This window comes from Paenibacillus sp. FSL H8-0332, assembly GCF_037963835.1.
Lineage (GTDB): Bacteria > Bacillota > Bacilli > Paenibacillales > Paenibacillaceae > Paenibacillus_AQ > Paenibacillus_AQ rhizoplanae.
The window spans coordinates 1460505-1479281 of record NZ_CP150145.1; the positions used below are offsets into that span (position 1 = coordinate 1460505).

General features: G+C 55.6%; 15 protein-coding genes. 13 read left to right on the plus strand and 2 right to left on the minus strand.

Translation table 11 applies throughout. The features are described 5' to 3' along the window. Nucleotides 1-10 precede the first annotated feature (10 nt). From NST43_RS06390 to NST43_RS06445, 12 genes are all read left to right on the plus strand, one after another. Nucleotides 11-1426 (plus strand): extracellular solute-binding protein, encoded by a 1416-nt coding sequence (locus tag NST43_RS06390; protein WP_339223193.1) that lies wholly within the window; start codon nucleotides 11-13, stop codon nucleotides 1424-1426. A 68-nt stretch (nucleotides 1427-1494) separates the two neighbouring features. Next, entirely contained in the window at nucleotides 1495-2394 is a 900-nt protein-coding gene (locus NST43_RS06395; RefSeq protein WP_339223194.1) for a sugar ABC transporter permease, read from the plus strand. Nucleotides 2395-2407: 13 nt separating this feature from the next. Beyond that, nucleotides 2408-3307 carry a carbohydrate ABC transporter permease gene (locus NST43_RS06400; RefSeq protein ID WP_339223196.1) on the plus strand — a complete coding sequence of 300 codons (900 nt, stop codon included), beginning with the start codon at nucleotides 2408-2410 and terminating at the stop codon, nucleotides 3305-3307. Nucleotides 3308-3342: 35 nt separating this feature from the next. Further along, complete coding sequence (locus NST43_RS06405; protein ID WP_339223198.1) at nucleotides 3343-4731, plus strand: FAD-dependent oxidoreductase; 1389 nt, start codon at nucleotides 3343-3345, stop codon at nucleotides 4729-4731. Continuing rightward, nucleotides 4728-5774 (plus strand): SGNH/GDSL hydrolase family protein, encoded by a 1047-nt coding sequence (locus NST43_RS06410; protein ID WP_339223200.1) that lies wholly within the window; start codon nucleotides 4728-4730, stop codon nucleotides 5772-5774. Before NST43_RS06405 ends, NST43_RS06410 begins: the two co-directional genes overlap by 4 nt. Nucleotides 5775-6559: 785 nt before the next feature. Continuing rightward, nucleotides 6560-7567 carry a glycoside hydrolase family 130 protein gene (locus tag NST43_RS06415; RefSeq protein ID WP_339223202.1) on the plus strand — a complete coding sequence of 336 codons (1008 nt, stop codon included), beginning with the start codon at nucleotides 6560-6562 and terminating at the stop codon, nucleotides 7565-7567. A 180-nt stretch (nucleotides 7568-7747) separates the two neighbouring features. Continuing rightward, nucleotides 7748-9556, plus strand: coding sequence for a sensor histidine kinase (locus NST43_RS06420; RefSeq protein ID WP_339223203.1), 1809 nt, complete (start codon nucleotides 7748-7750; stop codon nucleotides 9554-9556). Between the two features lie 3 nt (nucleotides 9557-9559). Then, nucleotides 9560-11191 (plus strand): response regulator, encoded by a 1632-nt coding sequence (locus NST43_RS06425; RefSeq protein WP_339223205.1) that lies wholly within the window; start codon nucleotides 9560-9562, stop codon nucleotides 11189-11191. Nucleotides 11192-11363: 172 nt separating this feature from the next. After that, nucleotides 11364-12752, plus strand: coding sequence for an extracellular solute-binding protein (locus NST43_RS06430; protein WP_339223206.1), 1389 nt, complete (start codon nucleotides 11364-11366; stop codon nucleotides 12750-12752). 106 nt (nucleotides 12753-12858) lie between these two features. Then, complete coding sequence (locus tag NST43_RS06435) at nucleotides 12859-13761, plus strand: sugar ABC transporter permease (RefSeq protein WP_209993777.1); 903 nt, start codon at nucleotides 12859-12861, stop codon at nucleotides 13759-13761. A 14-nt stretch (nucleotides 13762-13775) separates the two neighbouring features. Continuing rightward, nucleotides 13776-14612 (plus strand): carbohydrate ABC transporter permease, encoded by an 837-nt coding sequence (locus NST43_RS06440; RefSeq protein ID WP_209993776.1) that lies wholly within the window; start codon nucleotides 13776-13778, stop codon nucleotides 14610-14612. A gap of 70 nt (nucleotides 14613-14682) precedes the next feature. Continuing rightward, the gene (locus tag NST43_RS06445) at nucleotides 14683-15690 is read left to right on the plus strand and encodes a glycoside hydrolase family 130 protein (protein WP_339223208.1); all 1008 of its coding nucleotides are present in this window, start codon (nucleotides 14683-14685) and stop codon (nucleotides 15688-15690) included. Between the two features lie 610 nt (nucleotides 15691-16300). Here NST43_RS06445 and NST43_RS06450 read toward each other — a convergent pair. Beyond that, the gene (locus NST43_RS06450) at nucleotides 16301-17503 is read right to left on the minus strand and encodes an ROK family protein (protein WP_339223210.1); all 1203 of its coding nucleotides are present in this window, start codon (nucleotides 17501-17503) and stop codon (nucleotides 16301-16303) included. Between the two features lie 181 nt (nucleotides 17504-17684). Next, complete coding sequence (locus tag NST43_RS06455) at nucleotides 17685-18140, minus strand: CBS domain-containing protein (protein WP_339223212.1); 456 nt, start codon at nucleotides 18138-18140, stop codon at nucleotides 17685-17687. A 119-nt stretch (nucleotides 18141-18259) separates the two neighbouring features. Here NST43_RS06455 and NST43_RS06460 point away from each other — a divergent pair, with 119 nt between their 5' ends. Beyond that, on the plus strand, nucleotides 18260-18694 hold the full coding sequence (locus NST43_RS06460) for a MarR family transcriptional regulator (RefSeq protein WP_339223213.1): 435 nt from the start codon (nucleotides 18260-18262) through the stop codon (nucleotides 18692-18694). Nucleotides 18695-18777 lie beyond the last annotated feature (83 nt).

The window sequence follows — 18777 nt, forward strand, 5'->3', positions numbered from 1 at the left end:
GGTAGAACGTATGCAGAAAAAATGGTTGGGTCTCAGCCTGAGCCTCATGCTGGCCGCCGGAATCGCCGGCTGCGGCGGTAACGGGAACAATAACGGTAACGGTGCTACGGCGGAGGGAACACCCGGAGCGGCAGCGAGTCCCGCAGCTTCGGCCGCAGCAGAAACAGGTGAGCCGGTACAGCTTAAGTACTGGACGGATGACCGTCATGACCAGGAATATATCAAGGAACTCATCAACAAGTTCAATGAGACGAACGGCGAGAATATCCAGGTGGAACTGACAGTCATGTCTGAGAATTACGCGCAGAGCGTTGACATTGCCTTCACCAGCAACCAGGCACCGGATATCCTCCGTCTGAAGAGCGGCAATACCCCCGAATTTGTCAAAAAAGGCTATCTGGCTCCGATTGACGGTTACCTGACCGATGAGATCAAAACGAAATTCGGCAGTCTGCTGATCGATGGTGTCAACCGTTTTGACGGCAAGGTGTATTCTTTGGCCAATACCGGCCTCACCCTGCGTCTGATCTACAATAAGGATCTCTTTGACAAAGCAGGCATCGCGAATCCTCCGGCATCGCTGCAGGAAATGGTCGATGACGCCAAAAAAATTACCGAAGCCGGCAAATCGGAGGGCGTATACGGCTTCGCGCTGAACTTCAAAAGCCCGAAGGCGGCCTTTGACCGTTCGATCCGCGAGATTCTCTCCTTGAGCGGCTACCAGGGCCTTGGCTTTGACCTGAAGACAGGCCAGTTCGACTTCGCGCCTTACTCTCAGGTTATCGAGTATTTCAAGCAGATGTACGAAGACAGAAGTATTCTGCCGGGGGCGGAGACACTGGATATCGACCCGCTGCGCGCCCAATTTGCCGCAGGCAAAATCGGCATGTACCTCAGCTTCTCGACGGAGCCCGGCGTATACCAGGACCAGTTCCCGACAGAAATCAACTGGGCAGGTGCCCTGGCCCCTACGCTGGACGGGCAGATTAAGGGAACCTCGGAGATCGTATCCGCCGGCACCTGGCTCGGGATCAGCGCGAAATCGGCGCATCAGGAGGCCGCCTGGAAATTCATGCAGTACATGTACGGCGACGATATTCTGAAGACGTATCATGAGAAGGGCTTCGGGATTGCTGTAGTGCCGAGTATTGTGGAGCAGGCCAAAAAGCCGGAAATTGGCGGTATGGAAGGCTTCCTGGTCGGTGAGCATGACTCGCTCTGGCCTGCTGTGCCGAACGTCACGCCGGAAGGCTCTACCTATGCGGATGCTTTCTTCAAGTATATGCTCTCGGGCGGGGATGCCAAGGCCATTGCTGCTGATCTGAATACAAGATACAATGACGCATTGTCCAAAGCAGTGGAGAAGGGTGAGGTTACCGTTACACCGGACCCGGCCTTTGATCCAATGAAGCCGCAGGGAGAATAACGGGTTACACAGGGGCTTGTACGGGATTCCCGGATCAGCCCCTTTGCTATCCTTGAAGGAGACTAATTATGATTTACAAATGGAAAAGACTTGGGGAGAATTCCCTGTTCCTGGCACCGAGCATCATTCTGACACTCACGCTCGGCATCTATCCTCTGATCTGGATGCTGCGCTATATGTTCTATGATTATGCCGGATACGGCGAGGCGCTGTTTACCGGGCTGGACAATTTCAGCCGGCTGCTGCGGGATACCCTGTTCTGGGAATCGGTCGGCAATACCTTCATTTTTGCCGGAGGGAAGCTGCTGCTGACCCTGCCGCTGTCGCTGCTGCTGGCTGTTATTCTCAACGGCAGACTGCGCGGGTCAAATCTGCTCAGGGGAATTTATTTCATGCCGACGGTCATTAGTACCGCGGTCATCTCTGTTGTTTTTTATAACATCTTTAATTCCTATAACGGGATGGTTAACACAGTTCTGATGAAGCTGCATCTCGTCTCCCAGCCGGTCGACTGGCTCGGTCCGAAGCACGCCATGCTGACGGTTATTCTTGTGGCCGTATGGGGTGCCGTCGGGAACTATATGCTGCTCTTTCTCGCCGGGCTGCAGAGCATTCCGCAGGACCTGTACGAGAGCGCGTCCATCGACGGAGCGAACGCCGGAAGACGCTTCTGGAATATTACGCTTCCGATGCTGGCTCCGGTAGCCCAGATGGTCATTATGCTGGCGATTATCGCTTCGCTGAAGGGCTATGAGAGCATCATGGTCATCACCGAAGGCGGACCGATCGGCAAAACGGAAGTCATGTATCTCTATCTCTACAAGCTGCTATTCCCTGTATCCACCGGTTCACCGGTAACGCAGCAGCTCGGTTACGGCAGCGCCGTGGGCTTCGCCACCGCTGTGATTGTCGGAGCGGTAACCGGCCTGTACTTCTTCTTCAGCCGCAAAATGAACAAGGTGTATTAGGAGGCTTATCCAAATGAACGAATCTGTGATATCCAAGCAGCCCGCAGGGCGGCCGCAGACGGCTAGCCGGACGCCCGGTTTTGCCGGGAGAATCGTGACCCGGACCGTGATGTGGCTTTTCCTGCTGGCAACGGCGGTCCTGACCCTGTTTCCGCTGCTGATGACGCTGACCGGTTCCTTGAAGACCGGGGCCGAGATGATGACCGGCGGCAGCCTGCTTCCGGCGAAGCTGCAATTCAGCAACTATGCCGAAGCCTGGAAGCAGGCCAATTTCGCCCGCTATACCTGGAACAGCGCTTTTATGAGTGTGATGGTGACAGTAGGAACACTGCTGGTGGCCTCAATGGCTGCTTATGTGGTGGACCGGCGTGATTTTCCGGGGAAAAGGATCTATGTAACGGTGCAGGCGTCCATGATGTTCATTTCGGTCGGGGCCATCGTCCTGCGCCCGCAGTTCGATCTGATGGTTGCGCTGAATCTGAATACTACGCTGTGGGGGGTTATTCTGATTCTGGTCAGCGCCCATTCCAGCACCTTCTTCATGCTGCAGGGCTTCTTCAAAGCGATCCCCCGGGAGCTTGATGAAGCGGCGATGGTGGACGGCTCGGGCTTCATCCGCACCTTCTTCCGCATCATTCTGCCGCTGCTGACTCCGGGGCTTGGGGTGGCCGGATTATTCGCCTTCCGCCATGCCTGGAACGAATACATTCTGCCGCTGGTGTTCACGATGACCAATCCGAAGCTGCAGACGCTGACAGTCGGGCTGGCGAATCTCCGCTACGGCTCCTCCGCTGCGATGCAGATTCATCTGATGATGGCCGGGGCCTGCCTGTCCATTCTGCCGATGCTGCTGGCGTATATTCTGGCGAACAAGACCTTCATCCAGGTGACGGCGGGTTCGGTGAAGGGGTAACAAATCTGAAGATAGAGTGTATAGGAGGGTGAAAAATGAATTACGGACATATTACAGTGCCACAGTCAGAAGTGCCTGTCTCCCGCGAGGTGGATGTGCTGGTCATCGGCGGCGGGGCGGCAGGGATTGCCGCTGCCATCTCCGCTGCCGAAGGCGGGGCAAGCACCATGATCGTGGAGCAGCGCGGGTATCTGGGCGGAATGGGCACAGTGGCGCTGGTGCCTGCCTTCTGTCCCTATACGGACAAGATCAAGCCGATTATCCGCGGCCTTGGCCTGAAACTGATGGAACAGATGAAGCAGGCCTGTGATCCGGGGTATCAAGAGGAATACCGCGAGCAGCTGGACTGGGTGCCGATTGATCCTGAAGTGTTGAAGCGTGTCTATGACAATGCGGTTCTGGAGAGCGGTGTGACGCCGCTGTTCCATACCTTTGTCTACGATGTGGTGCGGTCGCCGGACGGCCAGACGATAGAGGGCGTAATCATTGTTAACAAATCCGGGAGGTCCTTCATCCGCTGCCGTTATATCATTGACTGTACAGGAGACGGCGACATTGCTGCCTTGTCGGGCGTGCCGTTCCAGAAGGGGGGCGGAGACGGGGAGCTTCAGCCTGGCAGCATGTGTTATCTGCTGGCGAATGTAGACCGGCCAAGCTTCAGCCGCTTCCTTGCGGAGACGGGAGATACAGGTCAATTGCACCGGACCGTGGAGCAGGCCATCCTGGAAGGGGCGCTGCCGGAAGGCCGCAAATCCATCTCCGGCCTGGCTTGGGTGAGCGACGAACTGGTCGGCGTTAACTTCGGCCATGTGTTCGGGGTGGACGGAACGAAAGCCGAGGACCTTACACGCGGAGCCATTGAAGGCCGCCGGACGGCGCTGCGGCAGCTGGAATTCTTCCGGAAGTATGTGCCCGGCTTCGAACAGGCACATCTGGTGGCAAGCGGAGAGCAGCTTGGCATCCGGGAGACGCGGCGTATCCAGGGCGATTATATGCTGACTGTGGACGATTTCCTGGCGGCGCGTTCTTTCCCTGATGATATCGCCCGCAATGCCTATTACATTGATATTCATCTGGCGACCAGCAAGAGTGATATGACCTTCAATCATCTGCCGCCGGGAGTCTCCCACGGGGTGCCTTACCGGGTGATGCTTCCGGTGGGCATCCGCAATCTGTGGGTAGCGGGACGTTCGGTGTCCTCGGACCGGGCGGTGCAAGGCTCGCTGCGGGTAATGCCGAACTGCTTCTCGATGGGCCAGGCCTGCGGCACGGCAGCAACGCTTGCGCTGCGGGACGGCACGGATTCCCGCAGCATCTCGGTTCCTGAGCTTCAGCAGCGCCTGCTGGAGCAGGATGTGTGGCTCGGGGAGAATTTCGTTCCGGGTGCAGTGGCTCAGGATGCGGAAGCGGGGCAGGCGCAGTGAGCAGCGCGAAGAATGTGAAGCGCGTGAACAACGCGAACAACGTGAGGAGCCTTCCTTTGCAGGAGGAGTGGTTTCACGGGGCGGTCTCACTGGAGCACCGGCAGCAGGGAATCAAGCCCTGGCGGATTCCCTTCCGGGACTATGATCTGTATCCGCCGGATGGGATCGGCGGCAAAGCGGAGATCTGCTCCGGGATCCGGCTGCGGCTGTCCACCGATTCCGGGACCCTCCTCCTCTGGTTTGAACCACTTGCGGAGGACGCTTCTCTGGATTGTGTGGCTGACGGTAGTCTGGTTCAGACGCTCACGCTTGCTGCGGGGGCTAGAGAGGCTCGTTTCACGGGGCTTCCCCCTGGAGTGAAGGAACTGGATATCTATCTGCCGCAGAACACCGGTATGACGATCAGCGGTCTTGCGATTGATGATGACGCTGCTGCTGAACCGCTGGCGGACCTGCGGCCGCGCTGGGTGACGTATGGAAGCTCGATTACCCAGTGCGTGGCGGCACGGGGCCCGTCGCGCACCTGGCCGGTGATTGCCGCCGGGGAGATCGGCTATCACTTGACCAATCTCGGCTTCTCCGGCAACTGCCTGATGGAGCCGATGATAGGCCGGCTGATCCGGGATCTGCCGGCTGATCTGATTACCCTGTGCGTCGGCGTGAACATCTATGGCGCAGCGTCTTCCGGCCCGCGGATGTTCAAGCCGCTGCTGATCGGTCTGCTGGAGACCATCCGGGAGAAGCATGTAGAGACACCGCTGGTGATCATCTCGCCGATCTACGGAACGGAGCGTGAGACAGAGGAGAACCCGCTCGGGTTCACCCTGCCGCTGATGCGCCGGGAGATCGTGGATACGGTGAAGCTGCTGCGGGCGCGGGGAGACCGCCGTCTGCATTACCTGGATGGTCTGGAGTGGTTCGGTCCGGCGGACGGGAACCTGCTGACCGATGGCCTGCACCCAGGTCCCGAAGGCTACGAGCTGCTGGGCAGCCGCTTCAGCGGCAGGCTGGCGGCTGCTCTTCGGGGCGAGATGCTGCAATAGTAGAACATCAGATTTAGAACTGTAAGAATGGACCTCAGGGGTGTTAAAGGCTGAGCATGAACATCAAGCTAGATGTTGGGCTGATCCTGTACCCGTTACCGCTTTCTGCTCTTACATTCAAGTAGGTGATTGTATTTCCTGCAATAGAAAATGGATTGCTGACCGTAAAATGAGATTCTATGCCTTTTTTACAGTATTCTAATGTACAAAATGCAGTTACTATCGTTCCAGCGCCTAAGCATCCGAATGACTGCTGTGCGAATGAGACGCTAGCTCGTTAAGGTCCGGTAATGGTCCCATATTCACAATATTAAATCTGATGCTGCACCAGTAGAGCATCCAATCTCACTCTGAGGGTTTGCTATGACCCGATTAAGTACCAGCAATAGGCTTAAGTGTATTTTGTACAACTAAATCTTCTGATGTACCGCTGAATATGCATTTAGTTGTATTTCATACATTTAAACTGGCATCCCTACCTGGGTTATCGCCCATTCCGGCAGATTTAGTTGTACAAAGTACAGCTAGAAGAGGCGAACCTTTCTTTTCACGGTTTTTAGATGTACAGAATACAACTATCGCCGAATACTCGGTTCAAATGCAACTTTAACGTTACCATAATTATTAACTAAATTCAGTCCTTGTGCTCTAATGCTCTGCTAGCTGACAATGGAAGATTTCATGTGAACATAATATAGCTTAACTATTCAAGATGATGCATAATAGGGTTGCAAAGACACTGATTGCGCTTTCATCTATCAAAATTACAAAGGAGAACATGCACAATGAACGATCTGGCAACAGGAAAGCTGACTTCAAGTCCGGTGATGGTCCGGCATCCGCTTAACCCGATTCTGAAGCCTTCGGATGTACCCTATGGACCGGCCATGGTATTCAACGCCGGGGTGACGAAATTTAAGGGCAGATATGTCATGGTGTTCCGCAATGATTACGGGGATGAGAGCAAGGGAATCGTGGCTCCCCATCATACGACTAATCTGGGCCTTGCCTTCAGCGATGACGGCGTCCATTGGGAGGTACAGCCGGAGCCTTGCTGGTCCTGGCATGATGAAGAGGTGGTCCGGGTGTATGACCCGCGCTTGAGTGTCTTCGGTGACCGCTGCTATATGTGCTTCGCTGTTGATACGCGTCACGGGCTGCGCGGCGGGATCGCCGTTACTGACGATTTCAGTTCGTTTGAAGTGCTAAGCCTGTCGCTGCCGGATAACCGCAACATGGTATTGTTCCCGGAGATGATCGGAGGCAAGTATGTAAGGCTGGAGCGCCCGCTTCCGGTCTACAGCCGGGGCGGCCGCGACCGCTTCGATATGTGGATGAGCGATTCTCCCGATCTGAAGTACTGGGGGAACCATAAGCTGCTGCTGGCCGTGGAGCAAGTGGCTTATGCCAACGATAAGGTAGGTCCCGGCGCGCCTCCGGTTAAGACGGACAAGGGCTGGTTAACCACCTTCCATGCGGTGGACCTCGACCCTGCCCGAGGTAAAAACGGCTGGGAGGATACCTGGAAGAAGCGCTACACCGCCGGAATTATGCTGCTGGATCTTGAAGATCCCAGCCGGATTATTGGCCGGGCGGCAGCTCCGCTGCTGGTGCCGGAGGCGGTGTATGAAACGGCAGGCGGCTTCCGTAACGATGTGATTTTTCCCGGCGGGATGATCCTGGAGGACACAGGGGAGGTCAAGATCTATTACGGTGCAGCCGATACTGTGGAATGCCTGGCCACGGCCCATGTGGATGATCTGCTCCGGCTCTGTCTGGAGCCAAAGGGATAATTAGACCGGTTATATAGGCAGGGGACCTTCCGTTATACGGGGCCCCTGCCTTTTTCATAATAATCAGCGGAATCCGCTAAATAATCATGCTCTGTCTTGACGCCGGGCCGGAGCAGCCGTATGGTACAAGGGACCAGAGTCGACAATCGTAGGGAGATACATGCTCAAGAAGGGGGAACCATGAATACATTCACAGACTATGGCCGCAAGCTCCGGCGGCAGATCGCCGGCAGGTATTACCGGATATCCATTAAGCAGAGGATTCTGTTCTCGTTCATCGTGCTGATCACGCTGTCCATCGGTGCAATGGGCAGCTTCTCGTATTGGATTGCCGCGCAGGAGATCGAGGATAATGCCTACGCCGGCAGCCGGGAGACTGTAAGCAAGACGGCACAGCTGCTGGATTCCCGCCTGAATGATGTGGCGCTGTCCGTGCAGTCCCTGATGCTGAGCGATGCATACCGCAAGATGATGCTCGATGTGTTCAGCCATGATGTGTCGAATTATTATGTGCATCTGTCGGATCTGCAATATGTGCTCTCCCAGGCAACGTTCAATCAGCCGATCATTGAGAACGTGCTGATCGTTACCCCGATTGGCGATTTCTATTCCACTACGCAGATCCGGGCGCAGGACAACTCGTTCTACGGCTCGGAATTATATGATCTGAGCAAGGAGCAGCCGGGCGGCTATTGGGCCAAAGGACATTATGACCGGTTGTTCACGGGCAGCCAGCGGGTGGTCTCCTTCGTAGTCCGGGGAATTTATGAATACCCTTACACGCCGATCAGCAATGTATTTATTGTAGTCAATATCAGGGAGGGCCGGATAGATGAGCTGCTGAATACTGGCGGAGCACAAGCAGGGAGGAATTATTATCTGGTGAGCAGGGAAGGAGAGGCGGTGGTGGAGTCCCGCTGGCCGTTCCGGGGCAGGTTCCCCTGGAAGCCGGTGCTTGCCGAAGCCGGGAAAGCAGCCGATCCGCAGGATCACTATTACAGCTATGGCGGCAAGGAATATCTGGTTAATTATACAAGCTCAGCCTCATCACCCGACTGGATCATCTCCGGCATGCAGTCGCGGGACCAGCTGCTGGGCAAGCTGCAGCGGGTGCAGCGCATCACCCTCTATGTCATCGTTGTCTTCCTGCTGGCCACCTGGCTGATCTCCAATCAGCTGACATCTGCGCTGCTGAAGCCTCTCTTCAAGCTGCGGCGGCTGATGCGCAGAGTCGAAGAGAACCAGCTCAGTGTGGTGTATGAGAGCCGTTATGAGGACGAGGTTGCCCAGGTCGGCTTTCAGTTTAACCGGATGATGTCGGAGATTAAGACGCTGATCGCGGATGTGAAGAGCAAGGAGGAGGACAAGCGGCATGCAGAGATCCGTGCCCTTACGGCGCAGATGGAGCCGCACTTTCTGTACAATACACTCAATACCATCTATTGCAAATCGGTCATGGGCGAGAATGACGATGTGAACGAGATGATCCTGTCGTTGTCGCAGATGTTCCAGATCGGGCTCAGCGGCGGCAAGGATCTGATTACCCTTGCGGATGAGCTGTCCCACATGCGGCAGTATTTCGCTATTCAGCAGAAATGCTATGAAGGTCTGTTCGAATACACGGTGACGGTAGAAGACGAGGCCCTGCTGTCCTGCCTGCTGCCGAAGATTATCCTGCAGCCGGTGGTGGAGAACAGCATTCAGCATGGATTCAGCGACCGGACAATAGGAGGCAGGATAGACATCGCGGTCAGCCGGGAGCAGGGGCTGCTGCATATTAGCATTACCGACAACGGGCGGGGGCTTGATCCTGCACGGGTCAGGCAGGGGATGGACAATCCTCCGCAGTCCAGGAAGGGCTATGCCCTGTTCAACATCAGGCACCGGCTGGTCTTGTATTACGGGGCTGAAGCCCGTATGGACGTTGGCGGCGAACCATGTAAGGGATCACGGATGGATCTGTGGATTCCGCCTAGGGAGGAGAGTTGAAGGATGGACCGGAAGCTGGAGCCGGAAAGGTTCAAATTATGTGTAATTGACGATATCAAAAGTGTGGTGGACATGGTCTCGCGCAAACCGCCATGGCAGGAGCACGGTATTGAGGTCGCCGGTACGGCGCTTGACGGGGAAGCGGGGCTACGGATTATCGGCGAGACCCGGCCGGACATTGTGCTGACGGATATCAAGATGCCAAGAATGGACGGCCTGCAGATGACCCGGGCAATTCTGGAGGTGCTGCCGGACTGCAAAATTATTATCCTCAGCGCGTACTCGGAGTTCTCTTATGCCCAGGAAGCCATCCGGCTGGGGGCGCTTGATTTCGTGAAGAAGCCCTTTTCCCTGGAGGAGATTGTGAATGCAGTGCTGAAGGCCAGGGAGCTGTGCCGGGAGGAACGTCAGGAGACTGCCAGACTTGCTGTGATGGAGACCAAAATCAGGGAAAGTCTGCCTATTCTCCGCCAGGAATATCTCACCTTCCTGCTGCACCACCAGACGACAGAATCGGATGCCCGTTCCCGCTGGGCCTATCTCGATATCCCGCTGAACCAGCATGATTTCTTCGTGTTTGTCGCCGAGATTGATCATTTCGCGGAGAAGCTGAGCGGCCAGCCTGTGCAGGAGGTCGAGCTGCTAAGGTTCAGCCTGCATAATATTCTCGAAGAGACGATTTCCGCCCTGACCCGCGGCGTTATTATCCGGGAGGCGACAGACCGGTACGTCTGCATCATGAACGGCTCGGACCCGGACACCGCCGCGCTGATAACGGAGGCTTGCTGCATGAATGTAAGCCGCTTCTCCCGACATACCATTTCTATTGGCGTGGGCCTGGGCACGGCGGCGATTCAGGAGCTGGGTACGGCTTACAGGCAGGCGCTTAGCGCTCTGGGATATCATTTCTATACCGGAGGCAACGGTGTATATCATTATAGTAATATCGAGAATAAACCACTCTCGCTCCACAGCTATTCCGCTGCCGCCGAGCAGGAGCTGTTGTTCGCCCTGCGTTCCGGCAATTCCGCCAAAAGCCTGCAGATGCTGGACCAGCTGTTCGCGGAGCTGCTGGACAGCGGGCTTTTGCCCGAGCCGCGTTATGTTGAAAGCGTCGGCTTTGAGCTGAGCTTCAGGATCTGCCGCGTTCTGCTGGAGCAGTTCCCTTACGGGCAGGTGGAGCCGCTGGAACTCAGAATTGCCGCCATGAAGAACCAGGTGCATCCTTCCCTGCAGGATATCCGGGACCTGCTGTCCTGGCTGTGCCGGGAGGCCTGTGCTCTGGTGGTGGAGGCCCGTTCTCAGGAATCGACGCGGATTATCCGTCAGGCCGTCACTTATATCCATAGTCATCTGGATACAGGGCTGTCGCTGGAGCAGGTAGCGAAGCAGATTAACCTCAGCCAGGGGTATTTCTCCAATCTGTTCAAGAAGGTGCAGGGGATTTCGTTCCAGCAGTATGTGATGCATGAGAAGATGGAGAAGGCGAAGGCGATGCTGATTAGCGGCCGGCAGGTTCAGGAGATCGCCCAGGATCTCGGGTATGAGCACAGGCGCTATTTCAGCGAGGTGTTCAAGAAATATACCGGCATGACACCGTCCGAGTTCAAATTGCATTATCTTGGAAAAGAATAGGCATCAGCAAGGGAGGGATTTCCGCAGGGCGGAAATGACCTCCCTTGTCTGTATCTAACTCCTGCAGAAATCTGCCCTTAATGTGGGTTTACCCGCCTTATCCAGATGCGCCAATCCGTCTATAATCAGATTGTAAGCGAGTACATAAGGGATATATAAGGGGGCACAACCAATGATGAAGCGTATGCTAATGACATCTCTGAGCCTAGTTCTGGCACTTGGCTTAGCAGCCTGCGGCAACGGTAACAGTGGCGGCGGCAATGCAACTGAAGGCACGGGAGACGGGGCGAAAGCTGGTTCGGGGGAAAAAACTAAAATCAGCTACTGGACAGGCGACCGCCATGATGCAGATTTTGTGAAGGAGAAGGTAGCCGAGTTCAATGCATCCAATAAGGGCGGGATTGAAGTGGAACTGGTCGTCAAGGGAGATGACTTTGATACCGCACTTGATCTGTCCTTCCAGACCTCTGATGCGCCGGATGTGATCCGGGTGAAGGAGAATACCGTCCAGACCTTCTACAAAAAAGGCTTTCTAGCTCCGATTGACGAGTTCCTGAGCGATGAGCTGAAGGCGAAATTCCCGGCTATGCCGGATCTGAACGAATTCGATGGCAAGCGTTACAGTCTGCCGAACTATGGAACGACCATGCGTCTGGTGTACAACAAGGAACTGTTCGCCAAAGCGGGCATTGAGCATCCGCCGGCTACCCTGCAGGAGCTGGTGGATACAGCCAAGAAATTGACAGAAGCCGGCAAAGCGGACGGCGCTTACGGCTTCGCCCTTAACTTCAAGAGCCCCGGCAGTGCGTTCGCGCGTTCGGCACGGGTGATTGCGGAGATGAGCGGCTATGGCGGCTTCGGGTATGATTTCAAGACGGCCCGCTACGACTTCAGCGGCTTCGAGCCGATCATCAATGCCTTTAAGCAGATCAAGGACGACGGCAGCATGCTGCCGGGTGTAGAATCGCTGGATATTGATCCGCTGCGGGCACAGTTTGCGGAAGGTAAGATCGGAATGTATATGTCCTACTCCTCGGAGCCGGGCGTCTATAAGAATCAGTTCCCGGCCAAGATCGACTGGGCGGCAGCTCCGGTTCCTACCATCGACGGTAATGTGAAGGGGGCTTCCGGCTTCCTCGGAGGACAATGGCTGGCGCTGAGCTCGAAATCAGAGCACAAAGAAGCAGCCTGGAAGTTCATGGAGTTCATGTACGGCGATCAGGTGCTGACGGATTATCAGGAAAAGGGCTTCGGTATCTCCATGGTTCCATCCGTCAGCGCAGCAGCCAAGACACCGGATGTGAATGGCATTGAAGGCTTCCTGCCGAACAAGAACGATGGGGTGTGGCCGGTCTATCCGTCTGTAGCACCGGAAGGAATGAAATCGGATGACGCCTTCTTCAAATATATGCTGAACGGCGGCGACCTGAAGGCAATTATCGCTGATCTGAACAAACGCTATAACGCTGCACTGGACAGTGTGATTGCGAATGACGGCGTGAAGGCCGAGCCGGATGCCGGCTTTGATCCCGCCGCTCTGGGCGGCAAGTTCGCCAAGTAGATAGAAGGTTAGGGATAGAGATACAGGCCGGGATAGCGGGGGATGGGGAAGCAGCTTCCCCATCCCTCTGCTCTGGCCGCAAGGGAGAGGAGCCGGAAGAAACCAGATGAACAAAACGAAACATGCTTTATTTTCATATAGCTTTCTTTTTCCAAGTGCCTTGCTCACGTTAGTCCTCGGAATTTACCCGATTGCCTGGGCATTCCGCTATATGTTCTATGATTACAAAGGGTTCGGAACGGCCCGGTTTACAGGCTTGGCCAATTTCAGCCGCATCCTGAAGGACACCCAGTTCTGGGATTCGGTGGTGAATACGTTTGTCTATGCAGGCGGCAAGCTGCTGATCACCATTCCGCTGGCCCTGCTGCTGGCCGCCATATTGAACCGGGGACTGCGGGGCAGACAGCTGCTGCGGGGGATTTTCTTCATGCCGACCGTCATCAGTACCGCCGTAATGGCTGTAGTGTTCTTCACGATCTTTAACTCATATAACGGGATTCTCAACCAGTTCCTGATCCGCTCGGGTCTCTCGGATTCCGGCGTGGACTGGCTGGGGCCGAAATATGCCATGCTCACCGTCATTCTGGTTGCGGCCTGGGGCGCGGTCGGCAATTACATGCTGCTTTTCCTCGCCGGTCTGCAGAATATCCCGGAGGATGTGTATGAAGCCTCTTCCCTGGACGGGGCAGGGAAAATTCAGCAGTTCCGCTATGTCACTCTGCCAATGCTCGGACCTGTCATGCAGATGGTTATTATGCTGGCGATCATTACAGCCCTGAAGGGCTACGAGAGCATCATGGTACTGACTGAAGGCGGTCCTGTAGGCAAGACAGAGGTCATGTTCCTGTATTTGTACAAATTATTTTTCCCTGTCGGCGGGGGCAGCGCGGCTGTTCAGGTCCAGGAATTCGGATACGGCAGTGCGGTTGCCTTTGTGTCTGCGGTCATTGTAGGGATGATATCACTCATTTATTTCTACGCATCCAGACGCATGAATCAGACCGATTGAGGAGAGAGGCTATTATGAGACTAAGAACCATACTGAGCAATATCATCCTGTGGATTTTTTTGCTGGCGTTTGCTTTTATCACCCTGATTCCGGTTGTGATCACTATCCTGGGCTCCTTCAAGACCAATGCTGAGCTGACCGCGGGAGCGACCTTCCTGCCGGAGAGCTGGCACTTCTCGAACTATGGCGAAGCCTGGTCGCAGGCGAATTTCTCCAGATATACGCTGAACAGCCTGCTGGTCTCCCTGGCGGCGGTGGTCGGCACGCTGCTGGTATCATCCATGGCGGCTTATGTGGTGGACCGGATGGATTTTGCCGGCAAAAAATTGTATATCGGACTTCAGTCCTTCACTATGTTCGTGGCTGTAGGGGCGGTCGTGCTGCGTCCGCAGTTCGATCTGATGGTCAAGCTTCATCTGCACAGCAGCCTGTGGGGGGTTATCCTGATTCTGATCTCCGCCCATGCTTCAATCTTCTTCATTCTCTCCAGCTTCATGAAGGGGATTCCCCGTGAGCTGGATGAGGCAGCGCTGATGGACGGCAGCTCTCCCGGACGCACCTTCTGGCGGATTATTCTGCCGCTGCTCGGACCCGGACTCGGCGTAGGTGCCCTGTTCACCTTCCGCGGCGCGTGGAATGAATATCTGCTGCCGCTCGTGTTCACGATGACGAAGCCGGAGCTGCAGACGCTGACTGTCGGGCTGGCGAACCTGAAATACGGGATTTCGGCCGCTTCCCAGACCCACTACATGATGGCGGGAGCCTGCTTATCCATTCTGCCGATTCTCGTCGCCTATCTGTTTGCCAACAAATCCTTCATGCAGATGACGGCCGGTTCCCTGAAGGGGTAGCTGTCCGGTCCTGCACAGACTATAGACAACATGAAACACTCAACATTCAACATTTAAGGAGGTACACCCCATGACACTACACATTCCGGCGATTCTGCAATCCGCCCCGTTCATCCGGAGGTATCCGGGCAATCCGGTGCTGGATGCAGCGAAGGTTCCTTACCCCACCGCACTGGTATTCAATGCCGGTGTAACGAAATTTAACGGCAAATATGTGATGATCTTCCGCAATGATTACGGCTCACTGGCCGATCAGACGCTTGAGCCGCACCACACCACAGATCTCGGCATTGCCTACAGCGACGACGGGCTGAGCTGGACCGCCGGCCCGAAGCCGGTGTTCAAAATGCACGATGAGGAAATTATCCGTGCCTACGACCCGCGCCTGACCGTGCTCGGCGGCCGCTGTTATATGTGCTTTGCCGTGGATACACGCCATGGCATCCGCGGCGGAATTGCCGTCACCGATGATCTGGAACACTTCGAGGTACTCAGCCTGTCTACACCGGACCTGCGCAATATAGTGCTGTTTCCCGAGCCCATCGGCGGCAAATATGTCCGGCTGGAGCGTCCCTTCACGGTGTACAGCCGCGGCGGCCGGGACCGCTTCGACGCCTGGATCTCCGAGTCGCCGGACCTTGTGCATTGGGGCAACTCCAGCCTGCTGCTCGCCGTCGAGCAGGTGCCGTTTGCCAATGACAAGGTCGGTCCAGCCGCGCCTCCCGTCCGGACGGACAAGGGCTGGCTGACCACCTTCCATGCGGTGGATGTAGACCCGGCCAGAGGCAAGCACGGTTGGGAAGACACCTGGAAGAAGCGCTACACCGCCGGAATTATGCTGCTGGATCTGGAGGACCCCCGCAAGGTGATCGGCATGAGCAGACAGCCGCTGCTGGCACCGGAGACGGATTATGAGATCAGCGGGGGCTTCCGCAATCATGTGATTTTTCCCGGCGGAATGATTCTGGAGGCTGACGGCGAGGTCAAGATCTATTACGGTGCAGCGGATACGGTGGAATGTCTGGCAACGGCCCATGTGGATGATCTGCTCCGGCTTTGTCTGGAGCCGGGGGAATAAGTAAAGTTGCAAGCTGGCTGAAAGCGGGAATGAGGAGCGGTAGTGGGGGATGCTGGCTCAATAGGGTCGGCTCGAGTGGAGTGGGAATAAAGTGCAACAATTCTAACTCAGTAGGAGCGGCTTGAGCAGAGTGTGCTTAAAATGTAACATTTCTAGCTCAGTAGCAGTGACCGTAGGCAGATTATGCATAAAGTGCAACAATATAGCTTCATAGGAGCAACCAAGGCGGAAATCATGCACAAAGGGCAACAATACAGCTCTAACTAGCACCGGATCGCCGAAATTCCTGTAAAAGCTGCAACAATATCTCCACAGCCAGTAACCAATTTAGAGAAATCCTGCATAAGGTGCAACAAAGCGAGGAGCCTAACCAGCACCGCTAACCAAAAGCGGGCGCAGGGCGGGAATGAGGTGTAGAAATGCACCTGAATTGGCCGAAAGTTGGCATTGGGCGGGAATGAGGTGTAGAAATGCACCTGAATTGGCCGAAAGTTGGCATTGGGCAGGAATGAGGTGTATAAATACACCTGATTGGGCCGAAAGCGGGCGCAGGGCAGGAATGAGGTGTATAAATACACCTGATTGGGCCCAATGCGGGCGTTGGGCACCGTCAGCTCGTCAACTGGTGCAGCACCAGAGCACAGGCGCCTGTTGCGACAGCGCGCTCGCCCAAGCTGCTCCGGGTGAAGCGGACGTTATACTGTCCCCGGTAGTAGGTCCGCTCCAGCGCGATCTGTGTGGCTGTCTCGTAGAAATCTGCGGCGAGGAACAGCGGGCCGCCCAGGATGACCTCCTCCGGGTGGAGGATATTGATCAGATTCGCCAGCCCGATGCCGCAGGCTACCGCCATCTCATCGAATAACCGGACCATCACTGGATCGCGCTCCTGGAGCGCTTCCAGCAGATGGGCGAATTCTAAAGCCTCCGCATGCTCTGCCAGAGCACGGAGGCTTGTGCTGCTGCCCAGCCGCCAGGCTTCGCGGGCTTGCCCCTCCAGCGTCCGGACCGACACATAGCTCTCCCAGGCCCCGGCGTTGCCGCCGGGAATCTGCGGCGGCACTCCCGGGCGGTCAATGATCATCTGCCCGACTGCGCCTTCGGTATCGGTCATGCCGTAGAGCAACCGTCCATCGTTCATAATGGCGGAGCGCAGGCCGATCCCGGCATGGAGATAGAGAAGATGCTGCTGCATCCGGTTGCTGCTGGCCCAGTATTCGCCAAGCAGAGCCGTATTGGCTCCATTATCCAGATAGACAGGCACCCCCAGGCGCTGCTCGAGCTGTACCTTGATATGTACCTGTGACCAACCCTCTGCAGGAAAACGGGCCGGATTCAGGATGACTCCGGCCGTGCGGTCCAGCGGACCGACTGCGCCGATGCCAAGTCCGGCGACCCGGCTAAGCTGGATGGAGGCTGCGTCAAGCATCTGCGAGGCTTGTTTGTGGAGCGAGTCCATCAGCAGCTCGGGGGTAAGCCCCGCATCCATGCTCCAGGTATACTCGCCCAGCAGCCGCAGATGAAAGTCCGTCAGCACAAGCTTGGCATGGGTACGGGAGATCTCCAGTCCCAGCAGATAAGCGTAAGACGGATTCGTCTCATAGAGGGTAGGGCGGCGTCCTCCGGTGGATTCGCCGAAGCCGACTTCAACCAGAAGCTCCCGGGACAGCAATTCGTCCAGTATACGCGTTAAGGTGCTTATCGTCAGTCCGCTTTCTTCCAGCAGGGTCTGCTTGGAGACGGTACCATGTGTTCTTACGGTGAGGTAGATTTCCCTGGCTTTGGGATTGGCGATGATTTCTTGAATAAGCAGCACAGACGATTCTCTCCTTATGATGTACTAGACCTGATTTTACAATGACATAAAAATCAGGGGGCCGCAACTATCACAGGGAGAGAATGAAAGAAGAGTCTAACCGGGGGTGAAAGCAGGGAGCGGCTTGCCGGAGTATGCATGCGGGCATAAACGGGCGCTGTTCCGGGACACAGGGCTGAGGCTAGAGCAGCGCCTTGAAGGAATGACGGATCACATCGCCGCGGCTGATAATGCCGACCAGCACATGGTTCCGTTCAACGGGAACCTTTTTGATCTGCTTTTTGCCGAGGATGGTGGCGATGACTTCGAGGTCCTCTTCAGCATGCACAGTGATGACCTTCTTCTTGGCGATAGCCATTACGTTCAGACCCAGCAGCTTCTGCGCCCGTTCCTCGAACAGCTCATTATCCCCGACGAACACATTAATCTGGAAAAAAGAATCCACAATCAGATCCTCATGCCTGCCGATATAGCGCATAATATCCCCGTCGCTGAGGTAGGCGACAATCTCATTCCGGTCATTCACGACAGGCATACCGCTGATCCGGTGGGCAATACATTTCTCAATAAAAGTCCGTACGGTGTCTTCCTGCTTAACCTTGTACACCTGACGGACCATGAATTCATGGGCTTTCATACCGGTTCCCCCTGAAAATTAGCTTTTGCATAAATAAGTTGTATCATGAAAGTATATACTTGTATTATACAAGTGGAAAGAGTAAAGTCAATGAATAAAAGAGAAGAGGGGCAACCGGCATGGACAAACATTCAATTGAGACAATAGAGCTGGAAATGGCGGTTCTGTTCCGCCGGCTCACTTCCATTACCACGTTCAAAAAAATCGGCAATCTGGATCGTGCGGCCTACCTGCTGCTGCATCACATTGCATCTCGTGAGGGAACTGCCGGGATAAAGGTAATCTCCGATGAGTTTCAGTTGGATATTTCTACGGTCAGCCGACAGGCTGCCTCACTGGAGAGCAAGGGGTATATCACCCGGGTACCGGACCCTGTGGACGGGCGGGCCTATTCGCTGCAGATTACGGAGACGGGCCAAGCGAGTCTGGAGGAGAACCGGCAGGTCCGGCAGGAGATGATCGAACAACTGCTAAAGGGCTGGTCGGAGGAGGAGGGGCATTCCTTCGGGGAGCTGCTGCAGAAGTTCAATGCAACTTTTCTGGAAGAGGGCTGATGGGGCTCGGAAGTCGATGGAAGCTGCCGTAGACATCACAGCATAAGGGCCGTCCGCAGCGTGAAGTAACGCTGCGGACGGCC